Origin of the sequence: Methylobacterium sp. NMS14P, assembly GCF_028583545.1 — a bacterium.
In the GTDB taxonomy this organism is placed as follows: Bacteria; Pseudomonadota; Alphaproteobacteria; order Rhizobiales; family Beijerinckiaceae; genus Methylobacterium.
In genome coordinates this window covers 381,739-398,674 of sequence record NZ_CP087106.1, presented here as the reverse complement: position 1 = coordinate 398,674, position 16,936 = coordinate 381,739, and the positions used below count along the sequence as shown (strand labels likewise).

The window sequence follows — 16,936 nt, the reverse complement described above, 5'->3', positions numbered from 1 at the left end:
CCGCCGTGCTCGGTTTCAGGCGACCGGCAAGCCGAGGACCCGCCGCGATTCCTCGGACAGCACCGCGTGGCGGGCGGATTCGGGGCCGTCATTCGGCGTCCGCGCGGCCGCCTGCGTGACGAGGTGCCGGAACCGCTTCCTGTCGAGGGCGCGGCGGCGCAGGCTTCCGAGCACGGCGTCCAGCACCGTGCGGACGGCCCGGGCGCGCTGGCGCTCGCGCTCGAGTTCGGCGGCGAGCAGCGGATCCCCGAACTGGGCCGCGCCGAGCGGCGCGACCAGGACGGCGGTGTCGATGACGGCGGGGTCCCGGTCGTCCACCTCGGCGGCGGAATCCGTGATGCCGTCGAGGATCTTGGTCGCCTCGGTCAGGAGGATCTTGTGCTGGACCGCCGCCGAGAGATTCCCCGGGACCTTCTGGCTCGCCGCGCCGATGAGGCGCTTGAATTTGGCTCGATCCAGCCCGAAGCGGCCGATGCTGGCGCGCAGCGCCGCCAGCACCGTCCGAAGCGCGTCGGTCCTGTAAGTCGCCTTGAGGAGCTGGTCCCGCAGGGCTCCCGCCGAGGCCATATGGATGAAGGACGTCTCGGGCAGTTGCTGCACCTGTTCCGCCAGTTCGACGATGGCGCGCTGCATCAGCGCGGTGCGCCGCTCGCGGATCTCGTCCGGCGACAGATGCTCGCGTCCCCTGCGGAGCCACACGAAGAACTCCGTCGCGTCCATGTCGAGGGAATCCTCGACGCGCAGATCGATGTAGCCCAGCTGCGACAGTTCCAGGATCATCAGGTTGAAGCTCGCCGGCACGAACACCCAGGCATGGGCGTCGGCGTAGTGCGGCAGCTGCGCGGCGCCGAGCCATTGCGGCTCGTCGGTCAGCGGGTTGGCCGGGATGGCCGGCCGCGTGTCGCGGCCCGACCACGCGCCGACCGTGCCGTCGTCCTTGAGCGCCATGCTCAGGGCGTAGTCGATGTGGGTACGGACCGTATGGCGGTTCCGCTTCTCCAGGAATGCCGCGATCGCGTCCGCCGTCCCGGTGATGGAGCGGTAGAAATCGAAGCATTTGCGCTTGTCGGGCACGGCCAGGATCACCACGCCGTCTGGCCGGAGCAGCGTCTCGGCGGCGCGCAGGAAGGTCACCACGTCGGTGGTGTGCTCGATGACGTGGCTCGCGATGAACGCGTCGAATGTCCCATGCTGGTCGACTGGGACGGCGTCCGCGATCGAGCCCCCCGTCCAGACGAAATCGACCTCCTCGATCCGGTCGACTGTCTGGTCGTGATACTTCTCGATGAGCTCGGCGCGCGGCGCGTGATCGATGACGAACGTGTTCCAGCCGTCGCGCTTCGGCGCGAGGGGACTGAAGCTCGGGCCAACCTCGACGATGCGGGCATCCTTAGCTAGCGACCTGAGCAGTTGCTGCGCACGATCCATTGCATCTAAGCTCCGAACAAACGCTTCGCGAATGCGCTCTTGAAGCGCGGTGAATGCCGCGTCGGCGGGAAGGAAATCCGTTGCACAAGAGGCCGCTCGCAGCCGTTACCATGGTCTATAACGAAAGGACCATGCTTCCGCTCTGGGTGAGGCACTACGAGCGGCAAGTCGGGGCCGAAAACTGTTATATCCTCGACCACGGTTCCGACGACGGCTCGACAACCGGACTGCGCGCGAACGTCATCCGGCTGCCGAGGCTGCCCCTGAACGAGTGGGAGCGCGCCCACACCGTCAGGGATTTCTGCGCATCCCTGTTCATCGGCTTCAAATATGTTCTCTATGCGGATAGCGACGAGCTGGTCCTTCCCGATCCGGACGTATCGCCCAACCTCACAGACTACATCGCCGCGCGGTCGCTGCCACCGATCCTCGATCTGTTCGGGGCCGATGTCATGCACGTCCAGGGCGAGGCCCCGATCGACGTCGCGGCGCCCGTCTCCGGCCAGCGACGATTCATCCGTCCGATATCGACCCTGTGCAAGGCCACCATCGTGTCGGAGCGGGTCGACTGGCATGTCGGCTTCCACTGCCTGATCCAGGATCACCGCCCCGCTTTTCGCGACCTGTTCCTGTTCCACCTGGCGTATCTGGATCACGACATACTCTTCAGGCGCCAGCAGAAGCGGAACGCGGCCGCGCCGATCGGCATCCCGAACTCCCACCACGCCATCGACCCGACCGAGTTCCTGGCCTTCGTGAAGGCGGATGTTGCCCGGATCCCGCGCCGTCCCGTTCAGATGCGGCCGGGCGAGGCCCATTTCGAGACGACGAAGCGGATCTTCGCCGACGCGATCGAGCGCAAGAGTGCGATCCATTCGCCCGACCTGTGGCACCTGCCCGAGCGCTTCGTCGGTTCCTTCTAGGGCCGCGCGGGCGTTCCTGCGCGGAGTACCACGCGGATGCGCGGGTGCCCCCATGCGGTATACGTCGGGCCGCCCGACGCCGCTTCGGCCACGCCGGCGAACCCCTGAGGAGGCCCGACCCTGCGCGACGATCAGAGCCTCACGACGCCGGGTACCGACCGGGACTCCGCCGACCCGCCCTGGGCCGTGCGCGTCGCTGACCTCGCGCACGCGGCGCTCATCGGTGAACTGGAGACTTGGCCCAAGCCCGGCCTCGTGAGTCCGGTCGATTCCGGCAGCCACGACGACATGGATGCGGAGACGCTCCGCCGCAGCGCGGCGGCGATCCGGCCGTACTTCGCCGAGCTGGCCGCGGCGGGTGCCCGCGATGCGGAGTTGGCGGAGCTGCGGGCCATCGGTCTGACCGCCGAGACCGCGATGATGCGGGCGACGGACGGCGTCAACGCGCATCGGGGCGCCATCTTCTCGCTGGGCCTGATCTGCGCCGCGGCGGGATTGCGAGGCGCGCGGCGTGGTGCGGAGCGCGCGGGCGCCGAGGCGCTGGCCGAGACGGTCGGTCATTTCTGGGGGCCGGCCATCACCCGGGCGCCGGTCTCGGCCGTCAGCCACGGCGGCCGCGCGGCGCGGCGCTTCGGGGTCGGCGGCGCCAGCGCCGAGGCCGCGGCGGGGTTCCCGACCATCCGCGCCGTCGGCCTTCCCGCCCTCCGCTTCGGCCGATCCTGCGCCCCCGACGATCCCGAGGCGGCGCGCGTGCACTGCTTCTTCGCGCTGCTCGCGGTCGTCGACGACACGAATCTCCTGCACCGCGGCGGCGCCGACGGCCTCGTCGGCGCGCGGACGGCCGCCGCGTCCTTTCTCGACGCCGGCGGCATCGCGGCTCCCGCGTGGCGCACGCGCGCGGCGGCGATCCACCGCGCCTTCGTGGCCGCGCGCCTGAGCCCCGGCGGGTGCGCCGATCTCCTCGCCGCGACGCTGCTGCTGGACGCCCTCGCCTCCCCGCTCTGACGCGCGAGCAGCCCCGGGTCGCGTCGGTCGCAGTTTCGCGGGTGCGATCGATACCTACATCCGGATTCTATCCCCCTCCCCCGCCGGACCGCCCGTGACCCTGTTCAGGATCGCCCTCCTCGCGTTCGCCGCGCTCTTCCTCGTGCCGGTGGCGGTCTCAGCGCTGCTCTACGCGACGCGCGCGAGCGGTGACTGGCGTCTGGCGGATCGGTCCAGTGCCGGCCTGCTGCCGCGCGCGGACGCGCATCCCGGCGCCGTGCTGCGCATCTTCTCGGCGCGGACCGTGAGCTGGCGCGGCATCGTGGCGACGCACAGCTGGATCGTCGTCAAGGAGCGCGGCGCCCGCGCCTACAGCCGGTTCGACTACACGGCCTGGGGCCAGCCGATCTGGGTCGACCGATTCGTGCCGGACGGGCGCTGGTTCGGAAACCCGCCGACGATCGTGTTCGCGGCCGACGGGCCCGCGGCCGAGGCGATGCTCCCGCGGATCCGGCAGGCCGTGGCCGAGTACCGCTACAGCCGGCCCGGCGACTACGTCGTCTGGCCTGGTCCGAACTCCAACACCTTCGTGGCCGCGGTCATGGCGGCGGTTCCGGAGATCCACGAGAGCCTTCCGACCACCGCGATCGGCAAAGATTTCCCCTACGACGGGCGCTGGATCGGTCTGACTCCCTCCCGCACCGGCATCCGCCTCAACCTCGGCGGGTATGCCGGCCTGACGGTCGGCTGGGTCGAGGGCCTTGAGCTGAACCTGCTCGGCGGCGTCGCCGGGATCGACCTGCGGCGGCCCGGGATCAAGCTGCCGGCCCTGGGGCGGGTCGGGCTCTGAGCGCTCCTCGGCAATCGCGGTGCCCGGCTAAGATGGTTGCCGGCCACCGCGGTGCCGGGGGCGCACGAACGGCGACGCCCCGGGACGCAGCGCTCACGGTGCGAGGTCGTGAACCGGCTCCTTCACCGGCGTGGGCTGCTGTTGAGCACGGTGCTGCCGGTCGCGACCGGCTTCAGCACGGCCCGGTCGATCTGCGGCGGGGTCGGGAGCTGGAGCTGCGCGCTCGTGTCGGCCCACGCGCGGGCGACACGGTCGGGATCGTCGTTGAGCCTCGTGCCGTAGCTGGGGATGATCTCCCGGATCTTCGCCTGCCATTCCGGCGTGGCGACCTTCTGGGCAAACACCTTCTCCAAGACCTGGAGCATGATCGGCGCCGCCGTGGAGGCACCGGGCGAGGCCCCGAGGAGGGCCGCGACGCTGCCATCCTTGGCGTTGACGATCTCGGTGCCGAGCTTCAGCACGCCGCCCTTGTTCGGGTCGCGCTTGATGATCTGCACACGCTGCCCCGCCTGCCAGAGGCGCCACTCCTCCTTCTTGGCCTTCGGGAAGTACGCGCGCAGAGCCGCGATGCGGTCGTCGTCCGACAGCATCAGCTGCCCCGCGAGGTACTCGACCAGCGGGAACTCGTCGACGCCGACCTTCATCATCGGCCAGAGGTTGCTGGTGGTGGTCGAGCTGAGGAGGTCGAAGTACGAGCCCTCCTTGAGGAACTTGGTCGAGAAGGTCGCGAAGGGGCCGAACAGGATCACGCGCTTGCCGTCGAGCACGCGGGTGTCGAGATGCGGCACCGACATCGGCGGGGAGCCGACGGACGCCTTGCCGTACGCCTTGGCGAGGTGGAGCGTGGCGACGTCGGGATTGTCGTTGATCAGGAACGAGCCGCCCACCGGGAAGCCGGCGTAATCGTCGCCCTCGGGGATGCCGGATTTCTGCAGGAGGTGCAGGGCGCCACCCCCGGCGCCGATGAAGACGAACTTGGCGTCGACCGTCCGGCGCGTCCCGTCCTTCAGGTTCTTGGCGGTCACCCGCCACGAGCCGTTGCCGTTCTTGGTCATGCTCTCGACCTCGGTCGAGAGACGGAGGTTGAAGCTCGGCTGCTTCTGAAGGTGGGCGACGTACTGGCGGGTCACCTCGCCCCACTCGCAGTCGGTCCCGAGCGGCGACCAAGTCCCGGCGACCTTCTGCTTCGGGTCGCGGCCCTCCATCATCAGGGGGACCCACTTGCGGAGCTGCTCCGGATCCTCCGAATACTCCATGCCGGCGAAGAGCGGGCTCGCTTTGAGGGCCTCCCAGCGCTTCTTCAGGTAGGCGATGTTGTCGTCACCCCAGACGAAGCTCATGTGGGGCGTGTAGTTGATGAAGGCGCGCGGGTCCGTCATCACGCCGGTCTTGACCTGGTGAGCCAGGAACTGCCGGGTCACCTGGAACGCCTCGTTGATCTCCACCGCCTTGGCGATCTCGATCTGGCCATTCTTCTTCTCCGGCGTGTAGTTCAATTCCGCCAGGGCCGAGTGGCCGGTTCCGGCATTGTTCCAGCCGTTCGAGCTCTCCAGGGCGACCTGATCGAGCCGTTCGACCATCTGGATCGACCAGTTCGGCTCCAGCGCGTTCAGCCAGACGCCCAGCGTCGCGCTCATGATTCCGCCGCCGATCAGAAGCACATCGACCTTGCCGTCCGCGCCGTCGGCCAGGGCAAGCGCCCCCGGAACGGCCGCCAGCGCCAGGCCGGTCGCGGCCGTGCCGAGGAGCCGCCGCCGGCTCAGGGGCAGCACGTTCGCGGCCCGGCGGTCGCGCAGGTGTTGGTTCTCGTCGTCGCCACGCATGGGCAGATCCCGCTTTTGCGTACCGGACCGGCCGATTGGCCGCGCCGCGTACGGAAGACACTCGATGCGACAGGCGCGATTCTCGCCCGTCCGGCCTTCCGGATCGTTTCCCCATCCCCGTCGCGGCACGCTCGCGGTCTCGCACGACCCGACGCGACGGTCCTGCGCCGGTCTGCACCGCTCCCATCGTCCTCGGCACGCACGGATCGCGGGACAAAGGGACGCGCTCGCGCGACGCAGAGTTCTTCCCTCCACATGGGCGCGCGATCACGCCGGAGAACGGATCTCCGGTTCAAGACCTCGCTCGCGCGGTGGCGCGATTGCCGGTTGGGCGGGAAGATGCTGGCTGGCTTGGCTCAGCAGATTGATGGTGGCCTCATAGAGGACGAGGCCTGAAAGGACAATCACCACCGGGGTTGCAATTGCCGCCGTACTGTCAGCCCGCCGCGACGAACGGTGGCCATCGCGGCGACCCGCCGTTAGACTTGCATCGGGCCGCTCGACCGCCCGCAACCGTCGGCCGGCGCCGCGGAAACTCGAATCTACGGGATGTGCTTGAACCGGATGATGCTGCGCGACAGGCGGCCGTCATCCCAGTTGGGCATCACGCGCCACGGGGTCGTGACGTCGGCGTAGTCGCCGTCGACGTGGATGGTGCGCCGCTGCTCGGTGCCGACCCATTCGGGCGCCCAGGCTGTCTGCACGCTGGTAACCCACTGGTCCCCCTCGATCCGGTAGCGTCCGATATAGGCCACGAGGGTCTTCATCAGCGCCGCCCGCTCGGCGTCGGTGGTCGCGGGCTTGCGCGCGGTGCCCTCGAGGTTGAACGCGACCCAGCCGTCCTTGGTGAAGATGACGCGTCCGCGCGGCGTGCCGCCCATGGCGTCGATGAGCTTGCCGGTCTCCTTGTCCTCGATCTTGTAGGAGACGAGCTCCCAGGTGCCGACGATCCGGTCCGCCAAGTGGGCACCGACAACCGCCGCCCCGACGTGGTCCGGCGCGGACGCGCTCCAGGCCCGGTCCACGGCCAGGAGAAGCGGGAGCATCAGGAGGGCGAGGACGGCCGCGGCCGCCGATCGTTGTGCAGGCATAATCTGGACTGGGGAGTCGCGGGCCTCGGCACCGTTACGCGCCGCCGCCGCGTTCTGCGGGCCGGCGCGGCCGGTTCCAAGCGCCGAGGGAGCAGTGCTGGTAGACCCTCAGCGCGCTTGCGGCGGTTGTCGCGGACGACCCGGCCTCAGCCGCCGTTGCGGGCCATGCGGGTCGTGACCGTGCCGGCGGCGAGGCTCGGCAGCGGGTCCTGCGTGCCGCTGACGACCACCAGCCGCTGGACCTCGCCGCGCAGGTAGGCCTGGAGGAATCGGTCGTAATCGCGGAACGAGACGCAGCCGTTCGAATCCCCGCGCGGGCCCAGCATGTAGGTGTGCGCCAGCAGGCCGACGCGGCCGTAGACGGCCTCGTTGCCGCCGATCGCCGTGAGGCGGATCGCCCGCACACCGTGGAACGGCCGCTCGCGCTCGGTGAGGTCGTAGGTGCCGGGCGGCGTCGGCCCGCGCATCCGCACATTGACGAGGCGCGGATCGTCCAGACCCTCGCCGAGCCCGGAATGAGCCTCCAGGCGCTCGCCGTTCGGCAGGGTCACGGTCTTGGCGGCGATGTTGTAGACCGCGATGCCGGCCGTGGGGCCTGGATCCCGGGACGGGGCCAGCGGTGGCGAGACGCGCTGCGGCGGCGGCGCGACGTCGGCCGGCTTGCTCTCCAGCGCCGTGTAGGCCAGGGCCGGCCCGCGCTCGATGCCGAACAGCTTCTCGAGGAACGAGCGCTCCTCGGGCTGCGGCGCGGGCTGCGCTGCCGGCGGCAATTCGCGGCGCGCCATGCGCCGGTCGGAACGCCGGGCGAGTCCAGGACCCGCGGGCGCGCGGAATTCGGGTGGGCGCGGGATCGGCAGCGGGACGACCATCGCCCCTGGTGGCGTCTCCGCGGTCTGCATCCCTGGCTGGGCACTGGCCTCGGCGCCCCCTTCGGGCGCGGGTTCGGGCGTCAGCGACGGCGGGGCGATCCGATTCCAGGCCCAGCGCGAGTGGGGATCGTCGATCGTCTCGCGGTCGGCATCGGGCGACACGGTGGTCGCCGGTTCGGCGGCGGCGATCTCGGCCCTGTCCTCTGCGGCCGGTGCGGGCACCGGCGCTTTCGTCCGTGCGCTCTCGATGCCGGCTGCCGGGACCGGGGCGCGATGCAGGACGCTGCTCCCGAGTGCGGCCATCGTCACAACGCCGGTGAGCACCGTCAGGGGCGCGAGCCACGCGTTGCGCGCGTTCCGGGTCTTGGCGCCGTCCAGCGGCACGGATTCGACAGCCATCGCGGTTGCCCATGCTCCTCGTCGCGAGGCGGGGCGTCCCGGCTGCCGCTCTCCGGAGTGGGAGGAGTCGCGGCGGGCGGACCGGCCCCGCTCAGACTGAGACAGCGGGGTCGGGCCGGCTTTTGTGGGGCGACGCGATGGTCGATCTTGGCCCGATCGGGACCATTTTCGGGCGCCGCCGCAGTTTTCGCAGTTCGTATCGGTCTATCTACGACCGCAATACTGCTAATCGTTGTCGATCTGGCGCCCGAGCAGCGCGATCGCCTTCTCGTAGACGGGTGCCGCGTTCCAGCCCTGGATCGCCGCGAAATTCGGCTCGCCGGGCTGGTAGCCCGCGCCGGCCCGCCAGCCATGGGCCTTGAGGAAGTTGGCCGTGGACGACAAGGCCGCACCGACGTTGTTCAGGTCGCCGGTGCCGTAGGCCAGCACGTTCTTCGGCAGAAATTGGGTGTGGCCGACTTCGCCGTGGGCCGCGCCGCGGGTGTTCGGCGTCAGCAGTCCGCGATCGACCAGGGTCAGCGCGGCGTAGAGCTGGTCCGTGAAGTACTCGGAGCGGCGGCAATCGTAGGCGAGCGTCGCCACAGCGGAGAGCGTGTTGACGTTGCCGCGCACGGCGCCGAAGCCGGTCTCCATGCCCCAGATCGCCAGGAGCGGGCCCGGCGGCACGCCGTAGCGCTGCTCGATCGAGTCGAAGAGGGCCGCGTTCTGCTGCTTCAGGGCGCGGCCCCGCTTGACGATGGTCGGGCCGCCGCGCTTGGCGAGGAACTGGTCCAGCGACAGCTTGAAGCTGTGCTGGCCCCGGTCCGCCGAGATGGTGGCGGTCGAGTAGGTCGTGTTCTGCAGCGCCGCGAGGCTGGCCGCGCTGGCCCGGCCGCGCGCCTCCTCGGCGAATTGCCGCTTCCACGCATCGAAGCCGGCCGCGGTGTTGCCGCACTGCGCGGCCCGCACCTGCCCGGCGCTGAGAGCGATCCCGGCGATGGCCGCGACCGCGATTGTCTGACGCCGCAAAATCTCGATCACGCGAAACACTCCTTCGGCGCGTCGTCGCGCCCTGTCCTGCTGGGGATACCGCGTCACATCTCGTCGATATCAGGGCGAGAAGATGTCGAAGGCGCGACCTGCAGGCTTCCCGCTCTCAAATCATCGCGCATCTCGGGATCTGCGACGAGGCCGCAACGGCAGGGTGTTCGGAGCATCGTGAACACGGTGTGTGCGAAGTGCGGACGCGCGACCGACGCGCAATCGAGGCATTCCGCGCCGGGCAAGTTCAGGCAGCTGGCAGAATCGCATATTGCCGATCGCGCATAGATTTGGCGCGTCGCACATCAGTATTTTGCCAGCAAATCGAATATGCGTAGGTGTGTTTGACGGATATGTCACAAGCTTGTCAAACGAGCGACATAGCTTTGCCGGCGGAAAGACTTTTGCGGAGAGGCGGCGTGGGGTCGTTGATGATCCGGGCGGCGTGGCATGATCGAGATCCCGCCTCCCACGCCCATCCTGACCGCTCCCTGCCTTTTCGCGACGCCACTCGGCGTTCTCGGGGTGCCCCGGGCGGACAAGCGCGAGCCCTTGACCGGATCGCGGTTTGACCAAGCGGACGCGCGGCGACGTGAACTGAGCTGGTGAACGCCCGCCTCAGACCTGCAGCCGACGGTCGAAGCGAGTCGCCCCGCCGACCCAGCCGATTACCAGACAGGACGCCCATGGCCCTCGGAATGCACGACACCGGTTCCACGCGCGCGGGCACCCTCGGGCCCGATCTCGACCGCGACGGCGTCGCCAAGGCCTACGGCCGCTGGGCCCCGGTCTACGATCTCGTCTTCGGGCCCGTCTTCGCGCAGGGCCGCACCCTGGCGGCGGCCGCCGCCGAGCGGATCGGCGGCCGGATCCTCGAAGTCGGCGTCGGCACCGGCCTGTCGCTGCCCGCCTACCGGCGCGCCCGCAGCATCGTCGGCATCGACATCTCGGCGCCCATGCTGGAGAAGGCGCGCCAGCGCGTGGCCCGGCTGCGCCTGCGCAACGTCGAGCGCCTCGCCGTCATGGATGCCGAGCAGCTCGACTTCCCGGACGCCTCGTTCGACGTCGTGGTGGCGCAGTACGTCGTGACGGCGGTCCCCAATCCCGAGGCGGCGCTGGACGAGTTCGCCCGGGTGCTGCGCCCGGGCGGAGAGATCGTGATCACCACGCGGATCGGTGCCGAGGCCGGCCTGCGGCGCGCGGTGGAGCGCACCCTCGCCCCGATGACGAGCCGCCTCGGCTGGCGGACCGAGTTCGCCTGGGAGCGCTACGCGGCCTGGGCCGCCGGCGCGCCGGTGGAACTCGTCGAGCGCCGCGCGCTCCCGCCGCTCGGCCACTTCTCCCTCGTCCGCCTGCGCAAGCGCGCCGCCTGAGCGCGCGTCAGCTTCGACCAGCCCACCACAACCTTCGATCGGGGACGCACATCATGGCGAGCTTTCTGGAGGCGCTGCGCATCCAGCGCTGGGACGACCACCGCTACTACCACCACAACCGCGTCAATCAGAGCTTGCACGTGGTGAGCGCGATCAGCTTCCTGGTGGCCTACGCCCTGGCGTTCAGGGACCCGGCCACGGCGGCGCTGATCGGCTGGCTGGTGGCGATGACGTCCCGGCAGGCCGGCCACCTGTTCTTCGAGCCCAAGGGCTACGACCACGTCAACGACGCGACCCACGAGCACAAGGAGGAGATCAAGGTCGGCTACAACCTGCAGCGCAAGATCGTGCTGCTGGCGATCTGGGCGCTGGCCCCCCTCCCGCTCTACTTCGACCCGAGCCTGTTCGGCCTGATCGCGCCCCATCAGAGCACCGCCGACCTGATCCGCAATGTCGGCTGGATCTGGCTGTGGCTGGCGCTCGCCGGCCTGCTGTTCCGGATGGTCCAGCTCTTCGTGCAGCGCGACGTCCAGACCGGCCTCGTCTGGGTGACCAAGATCCTCACGGACCCGTTCCACGACATCAAGCTCTACCACAAGGCGCCCCTCGCCCTGATGCACGGTGAGTTCGTCGAGGAGCAGGAGCCGCACGAGCGCGGCGCCTGAGATCGGATCCCGGGTGCCGGCCCCGCGCGGCCGGCACCCCGTTCAGGCTCGATCCGGCGCGCGCAGACCCAGGCGGTCGCCGAGCTTGCCCAGGCGGATGGCCGCGACCTCGCGCAGGATCGACCGGCGGATCGCCCTGTCGCTCGGACCGCCGCCCTCCCACCAGCCATCCGCCCGCATGGCCCGCGCCGCCGCCACGAAGCGCGTCGCGACGGCCTCGAAGGCCGCGTCGTCGTAGGCGAGGCTGAAGATCATCCGGCCGGTCCCGACCCACGACAGGGCCAGCCCCTCGGCGCGCAGGTAGAATTGCAGCATCCAGTTGTAGCGCGACGGCTCGGTGTACAGGACCGTCCACACCGTCGACATGTTGGCGACCCGCACCGGCAGGCCGGCCTCCGCCAGCCGGGCGTTCAGGTGACGCGCGCGCGCGTCCCAGGTCGCGTCGAGGTCGGCGTAGAGAGCGGCCACCGCCGGGCTGTCCAGCCGGTCGAGGAACACGCCCATCGCTCCCATCACGTAGGGATGGGCGTTGAAGGTGCCCCGCGCGAAGCAGATGTCGACGGGACGGTCCTCCCTGTACCGGCGCATCAGGTCGGCGCGCCCGCAGAGGACGCCGACCGGCAGGCCGCCCCCCAGGGTCTTGCCGTAGGTGACCATGTCGGCGCGCAGGCCGAAATACGCCTGCGCGCCGCCGCGGGCCAGCCGGAATCCGAGGAAGACCTCGTCGAGGATCAGCACGATGCCGCGGGCGCTGCACACCGCCCGGAGTTCGTGAAGCCACTTGGTGTAGGCGGCGCGGTCGAAGGCCGCCCTGCGGCCGCTGTCGACCAGCGCGGAATCGGCCGGCGCGCCGGCATTCGGGTGCATGGCCTGGAGCGGGTTGACCAGGACGCAGGCGACGTCGCGGCGGGTGGCGAGCACCCGCAGCGTCCGCTCGGACATGTCGGCGAGCGTGAGCGTGTCGCGGGTCGGGACCGGGTTGCCGATGCCCGGCTGCACCTCGCCCCACCAGCCGTGATAGGCGCCGCACAGGCGGACGATCCGCCGGCGGCCGGTGTGGTAGCGGGCGAGCCGCACGGCCTGCATCACCGCCTCGGTGCCGGACATGTGGAACGACACCTCGTCGAGGCCCGAGATCGCCCTCAGCCGCGCGACGTTTCCGGTGACGACCGGGTGGAGCGGTCCGAGCACGGGGCCCAGCGCCGAGACCCGCGCGGCGCCCTCGTCCAGGCAGGCCCGGTAGAAGTCGACGCCGAACAGGTTCACGCCGTACGAGCCGGCGAGATCGTAGAAGACGTTGCCGTCGAGATCCGTGACGGTGACGCCTTCCGCCGCGGCCGCGAAGGCGCCGGTGCCGAGATGCGCGCGCACGTGCCGGGCGTACTGGAACGGCACCCGGTAGAGCCCGGTGAACTGGAGGTCCGAGAGCCCGTCGCGGACCGCCTCGGTCTCGGCCCGTGTCCTGGCGAAGCGAGCCCGGAACAGGTCGGAGAGCCGGGCGAAGCCGGCCTCGCGGCGGCGCGCCACCGCCTCGCCCGGATCGTCCGACCGGAAGAAGGCGCGCTCCGAATAGGAATAGTGCGGGATCAGCCCGGCGACGCGCCGGGCCATGCGGGCGTGGCCCGTGAGCGAGCGGTGCTTCGCCAGCGAGAGCTGCAGGCGCTCGGCCGCCCGGGGCAGCGCGAGAACCGCGGCGGCGGTGGTGGCGGACAGGGTGATGAGGAGCGCGGACATCGCCCCGCGCCCTACCGGAGACGGTTCACGGCATGATGACGGTTGCGGGATCTCGGCTGCGGACACTCTTGGCGCGCGTCGGCGCGCAGGAGGATCTCAACTTCCTGCTGACGAATCGTCTGCCGCGCCGCCTCGCGACCCGGTTCATGGGCTGGTTCAGCCGGATCGAGCAGCCGCTGATCCGGGACCTCTCGATCGCGACCTGGCGGCTGTTCTGCGACGTCGATCTCCGCGACGCGCGGGAGGCGCGCTTCCCCAGCCTTCACGCCGCCTTCGTGCGGGCCCTGCGCCCCGGCGCACGGCCGATCGCGGCCGATCCGGCTCTGCTGACGAGCCCCTGCGACGCGATCCTGGGGGCGCACGGCCGCATCGAGGCCGGCCGCCTGTTCCAAATCAAGGGCCTGTCCTACCCGCTCGCCGACCTGCTGGGCGGGGACGCCGCGCTGGCGCGCGCCCACGAGGGGGGCTGCTACGCCACCCTACGGCTGACGGCCGGGATGTACCATCGCTTCCACGCCCCGCACGACCTCCGCGTCGAGTCGGTACGGCACATCTGGGGCGACACTTGGAACGTGAACCCGATCGCCCTGAAGCGCGTCGAGGCGCTGTTTTGCCGGAACGAGCGCGCGGTCCTGCGCCTGCGCCTCGCTGAGGGCGGGCACGCGGTGACGCTGGTGCCGGTGGCGGCCATCCTCGTCGCCGGGCTGCGCCTCGGTTTCCTGCCCCAGGGGCTCGCCCTGCGGGAGACCGGTGGGCGGAACCTGCCCACCGCGACGCACCTCGCGAAGGGCGCCGAGATGGGCTGGTTCGAGCACGGCTCCACCATCGTGGTGCTGGCGCCCTCCGGCTTCACGCTCTGCCCGGAGCTCGCCGTCGGATCGATCCTGCGCGTCGGCGCGCCGCTGATGCGCCTGCCGCAGCACCCCGGATTGCCAGACGGCTGAGCGCGCCGTCTCAGGCAGCCTGCACCGCCGCCAGAAAATCCGCGACCGCGGCGTTCAGGGTCTCCGATTGCCGCGACAGGGCGGTGGCCGCGTCAAGCGCCACGGCCGCGGTCCGGCCGGTCTCCCCGGCGGCCTCCGTGATGGTCCCGATCGTGACCGTGACCGCCTGCGTGCCGTCGGCGGCCTGGCTGACGTTCCGCACGATTTCCTGCGTCACCGCCTCCTGCTCTTCCATCGAGGCCGCGACGCTCGTCGCGATGGTCCGAAGGTCCAGGACGGATGCGGTGATCGCCTGGATGACATCGACCGCGCGGTGCGTCTCCTTCTGGATGGTCGCGACCTGATCGGAGATGGTCTCGGTCGCCCGGACGGTCTGCGCCGCCAGCTCCTTCACCTCGGTCGCGACGACGGCGAAGCCGCGTCCCGCCTCCCCGGCGCGGGCCGCCTCGATGGTGGCATTGAGCGCGAGCAGGTTCGTCTGCGCGGCGATCCCGGCGATCAGGCTGATCACGGTGCCGATCCGCTCGGCGCCGTCGGCGAGGCTCATCACGAGCGTGTTGGTCTCCGTCGCCTCGGACGCGGCGCGCCGCGCCATGTCCGAGGAGCGCGTGATCTGACCGTTGATCGCCCCGATCGACGTCGCCAGTTCCTCGCTGGCGGCCGCCACGGTCTGCACGTGGACCGATGTCTGTTCGGCTGCCGAGGAAACCTGAAGCAACTGCGTCGCGGTCTGTCCGGCGTTCCGGTCGATGGTCGCGGCGGCAGCCTCCATGGCCGCGGCGCTGCTGGACAACGCCGCGGTCAGGCGCTCCATCCGGGCGCGGAACGTCTGCGTGGCGCGGTCCATGACCTCGGCGCGGTGTGCCTTCGTGGCGGCCTCGGCGGCGGCGGCGGCGTCCGCCGCGCGCTTCGCGACGAGCGCGTCTTTGAAGACCTGGATGGCCCTGAGCATCGCGCCGATCTCGTCGCCGCGGAGCGCCACGTCGATCCGCGCGTCGAGGTCGCCCGCGGCGAGACGGGTCATCGTCGCCGTCGTGCGGCCGATCGGGCGGGTGACTTGGATGAGGATCACGCGGATGCCGTACCCGACCGCGAGGGCGGCGGCGGCGAGTGTCGCGAAGAGCATGATGCGGAGGCGCTGCGCCATCGCCTCCGCGCGTTCGAACTCGGCGCGGGCCTCACGGACTTGCAGGTCGGACAGCTCGCCGATGGCCGCCGTCGTCGGGCCCATCGCGCGAAGTAGGTTGTTTCGGGCAACGGTCACGGCGTCGGGTTCCCCGTTCGTCAAGGCGCGAACGAGACCGAAGACGATCGCCACGTCCCGATCGAATTGCGGCGTCAGGTGCGCGACGAGCTGTGTCTCCTCGGGTGTGAGATAGGTGGTCAGGTAGGCGGCCCAGGCTTCCTTCGCCCGTGCCAGCTGGCGATCGAGGATCGTCGCGGCTTCCGGCGCCTGGATCGAGTGGAATTCGAAATCCCGCGCCGCGGTGAGGATGGCATCGAAGGCATCGCGCATGGCGCCGAACTGGCTGAGCGGCATGACCCTGTCGGCGTAGATCGACTCGAGGCCCCTGTAGTTATTGTAGAGCGCATAGTTACTGAGCGCTGCTGACCCCATGAGAAGTGTACCTAATGCCGCGATAAGCGCAAAAAGCCTGCCCTTGATCGTGATAATCATCGATGGCGACCGTATCGTTGTCGTGGCCTTGAACAACGAAGGCGGTCTAACACTCTGCATGAGCGTTTCAAGATCTTTAGTGGCGTTTAAAAGCGAAAATATCACGGAGGTCAGGCCGTGTAAGATCTCGTATATCGGGCTCGAACAAGATTTTCTGATAATAATCACCTATGAGCTTGGTACATTGGGCATGGCAATGCTAATCATGCCTTCTGAGCGGGCTCTAATGCGCGGGCGTTCAGGCGATGCGTCCGGTCCGGTGGCCGCGATCCGGTGAATGCCGAACCGACACCTACCGCGAACACGCGATCACGACATGGACCAGATCGGCAGCCCTGGATCGCACGATCGGAGCGTGCCGACCTCGCCCCACGCGTCGGACAGCCGGTGAAGTCAGAGCACGCGTGCCGCGCGGACGAGACTGACTGGGATCGAGGCGCCGACGGCCAGGGGCGGCGTTGCGGGCTCGCAGAACGGCCGAGGAGTCGCGCTGCGCCATCATGCTCGCTGGCGCCAAGCGTTTCCTTCCGGGCTTCGCTCTGACCCGACCGCAAGCCGGTCCTTCAGCCAGGCGCGCGTCCGCACTGGGAGGGATCGCGCCCCGCGCGTCGACATCGACGGAGCGGGCTGCCGCCGTAGACCGTCGAACGGACCTTCGGGCGGCGAGGCTGCCTTCGACGACGGAGGCAGCCGCTCAGCGCTGCACCGCCTCGATGTCATCCTCGTAGATCGAGTCCGGCTGGCAGGCATGCCATTCCTTCTTCTCGTCCGCCTGCCCCTTACGGCCCCAGCAATAGCCCGCCTGGGCCAGGCGCCCGCTCAGCCGAGCGCGCAGCCGACATTGCTCTCGCGTGATGGCGGGATCTCCGGTGCCTTCGCAGGCGCGCGCAGCGTTCGCCTCGGCCGTCAGCAACTCGGGGACAGTCGGAAGCTGCTGCTGCGCGCGCACCCGTGGCTGCGAAGACCAGAGCGAGGACGGCGAGATCGGCGCGCATGGACGCAGAATAGCCGCGCTTCGGCATTCGGCAACTGCAGGACGCGCGGTGCCCCGGCGCATCCGGGACGCTCGCTCACAAACGCCTAGCCCGGAGCCGCTGGACACGACCGCTCGACCGCAACCGGCGTCGATCGATCCTGCTGTCCCCGCGAACCGGT

The 16,936-nt window shown here is 70.0% G+C and carries 14 protein-coding genes; 6 read left to right on the top strand and 8 right to left on the bottom strand.

Translation table 11 applies throughout. From position 1 onward, the window contains the following. Positions 1-15: 15 nt before the first annotated feature. Positions 16-1,428 (bottom strand): methyltransferase domain-containing protein, encoded by a 1,413-nt coding sequence (locus LOK46_RS01825; RefSeq protein ID WP_273562221.1) that lies wholly within the window; start codon positions 1,426-1,428, stop codon positions 16-18. Positions 1,429-1,559: 131 nt separating this feature from the next. Here LOK46_RS01825 and LOK46_RS01820 point away from each other — a divergent pair, with 131 nt between their 5' ends. The 3 genes from LOK46_RS01820 (at position 1,560) to LOK46_RS01810 (ending at position 4,185) form a co-directional block, all read left to right on the top strand. Next, entirely contained in the window at positions 1,560-2,351 is a 792-nt protein-coding gene (locus tag LOK46_RS01820; RefSeq protein ID WP_273562220.1) for a glycosyltransferase family 2 protein, read from the top strand. Between the two features lie 186 nt (positions 2,352-2,537). Next, on the top strand, positions 2,538-3,356 hold the full coding sequence (gene mdcB, locus LOK46_RS01815; RefSeq protein ID WP_273562219.1) for a triphosphoribosyl-dephospho-CoA synthase MdcB: 819 nt from the start codon (positions 2,538-2,540) through the stop codon (positions 3,354-3,356). A 94-nt stretch (positions 3,357-3,450) separates the two neighbouring features. After that, positions 3,451-4,185 carry a DUF3750 domain-containing protein gene (locus LOK46_RS01810; RefSeq protein ID WP_273562218.1) on the top strand — a complete coding sequence of 245 codons (735 nt, stop codon included), beginning with the start codon at positions 3,451-3,453 and terminating at the stop codon, positions 4,183-4,185. A gap of 122 nt (positions 4,186-4,307) precedes the next feature. Here LOK46_RS01810 and mqo read toward each other — a convergent pair whose 3' ends face one another. The 4 genes from mqo to LOK46_RS01790 all read right to left on the bottom strand — a co-directional run bounded on the left by mqo (position 4,308) and on the right by LOK46_RS01790 (position 9,387). Further along, positions 4,308-6,008 carry a malate dehydrogenase (quinone) gene (gene mqo / locus LOK46_RS01805; RefSeq protein WP_273562217.1) on the bottom strand — a complete coding sequence of 567 codons (1,701 nt, stop codon included), beginning with the start codon at positions 6,006-6,008 and terminating at the stop codon, positions 4,308-4,310. A 542-nt stretch (positions 6,009-6,550) separates the two neighbouring features. After that, positions 6,551-7,099 carry a lipocalin-like domain-containing protein gene (locus LOK46_RS01800; protein WP_273562216.1) on the bottom strand — a complete coding sequence of 183 codons (549 nt, stop codon included), beginning with the start codon at positions 7,097-7,099 and terminating at the stop codon, positions 6,551-6,553. Positions 7,100-7,245: 146 nt separating this feature from the next. Continuing rightward, the gene (locus LOK46_RS01795; protein ID WP_273562215.1) at positions 7,246-8,367 is read right to left on the bottom strand and encodes a tlde1 domain-containing protein; all 1,122 of its coding nucleotides are present in this window, start codon (positions 8,365-8,367) and stop codon (positions 7,246-7,248) included. Positions 8,368-8,592: 225 nt separating this feature from the next. Next, entirely contained in the window at positions 8,593-9,387 is a 795-nt protein-coding gene (locus tag LOK46_RS01790; RefSeq protein WP_273562214.1) for a lytic murein transglycosylase, read from the bottom strand. A gap of 686 nt (positions 9,388-10,073) precedes the next feature. On the opposite strand from LOK46_RS01790, the gene LOK46_RS01785 reads away from it, so the two are divergent. Further along, positions 10,074-10,760, top strand: coding sequence for a class I SAM-dependent methyltransferase (locus LOK46_RS01785; RefSeq protein ID WP_273562213.1), 687 nt, complete (start codon positions 10,074-10,076; stop codon positions 10,758-10,760). A 53-nt stretch (positions 10,761-10,813) separates the two neighbouring features. Beyond that, complete coding sequence (locus LOK46_RS01780; protein WP_273562212.1) at positions 10,814-11,425, top strand: hypothetical protein; 612 nt, start codon at positions 10,814-10,816, stop codon at positions 11,423-11,425. Between the two features lie 42 nt (positions 11,426-11,467). Here LOK46_RS01780 and LOK46_RS01775 read toward each other — a convergent pair whose 3' ends face one another. Next, complete coding sequence (locus tag LOK46_RS01775) at positions 11,468-13,159, bottom strand: aminotransferase class III-fold pyridoxal phosphate-dependent enzyme (protein WP_273562211.1); 1,692 nt, start codon at positions 13,157-13,159, stop codon at positions 11,468-11,470. Between the two features lie 32 nt (positions 13,160-13,191). Here LOK46_RS01775 and asd point away from each other — a divergent pair, with 32 nt between their 5' ends. Further along, positions 13,192-14,103 carry an archaetidylserine decarboxylase gene (gene asd, locus LOK46_RS01770; RefSeq protein ID WP_273562210.1) on the top strand — a complete coding sequence of 304 codons (912 nt, stop codon included), beginning with the start codon at positions 13,192-13,194 and terminating at the stop codon, positions 14,101-14,103. 10 nt (positions 14,104-14,113) lie between these two features. On the opposite strand, the gene LOK46_RS01765 is transcribed toward asd, so the two are convergent. Together LOK46_RS01765 and LOK46_RS01760 are read right to left on the bottom strand one after the other, a co-directional pair. Beyond that, positions 14,114-15,781, bottom strand: a complete 1,668-nt coding sequence (locus tag LOK46_RS01765; RefSeq protein ID WP_273562209.1) for a methyl-accepting chemotaxis protein — start codon at positions 15,779-15,781, stop codon at positions 14,114-14,116. Between the two features lie 694 nt (positions 15,782-16,475). After that, positions 16,476-16,730: a hypothetical protein gene (locus LOK46_RS01760; RefSeq protein ID WP_273562208.1), complete on the bottom strand. Its 255-nt coding sequence runs from the start codon at positions 16,728-16,730 to the stop codon at positions 16,476-16,478. Between the last annotated feature and the right edge of the window lie 206 nt (positions 16,731-16,936).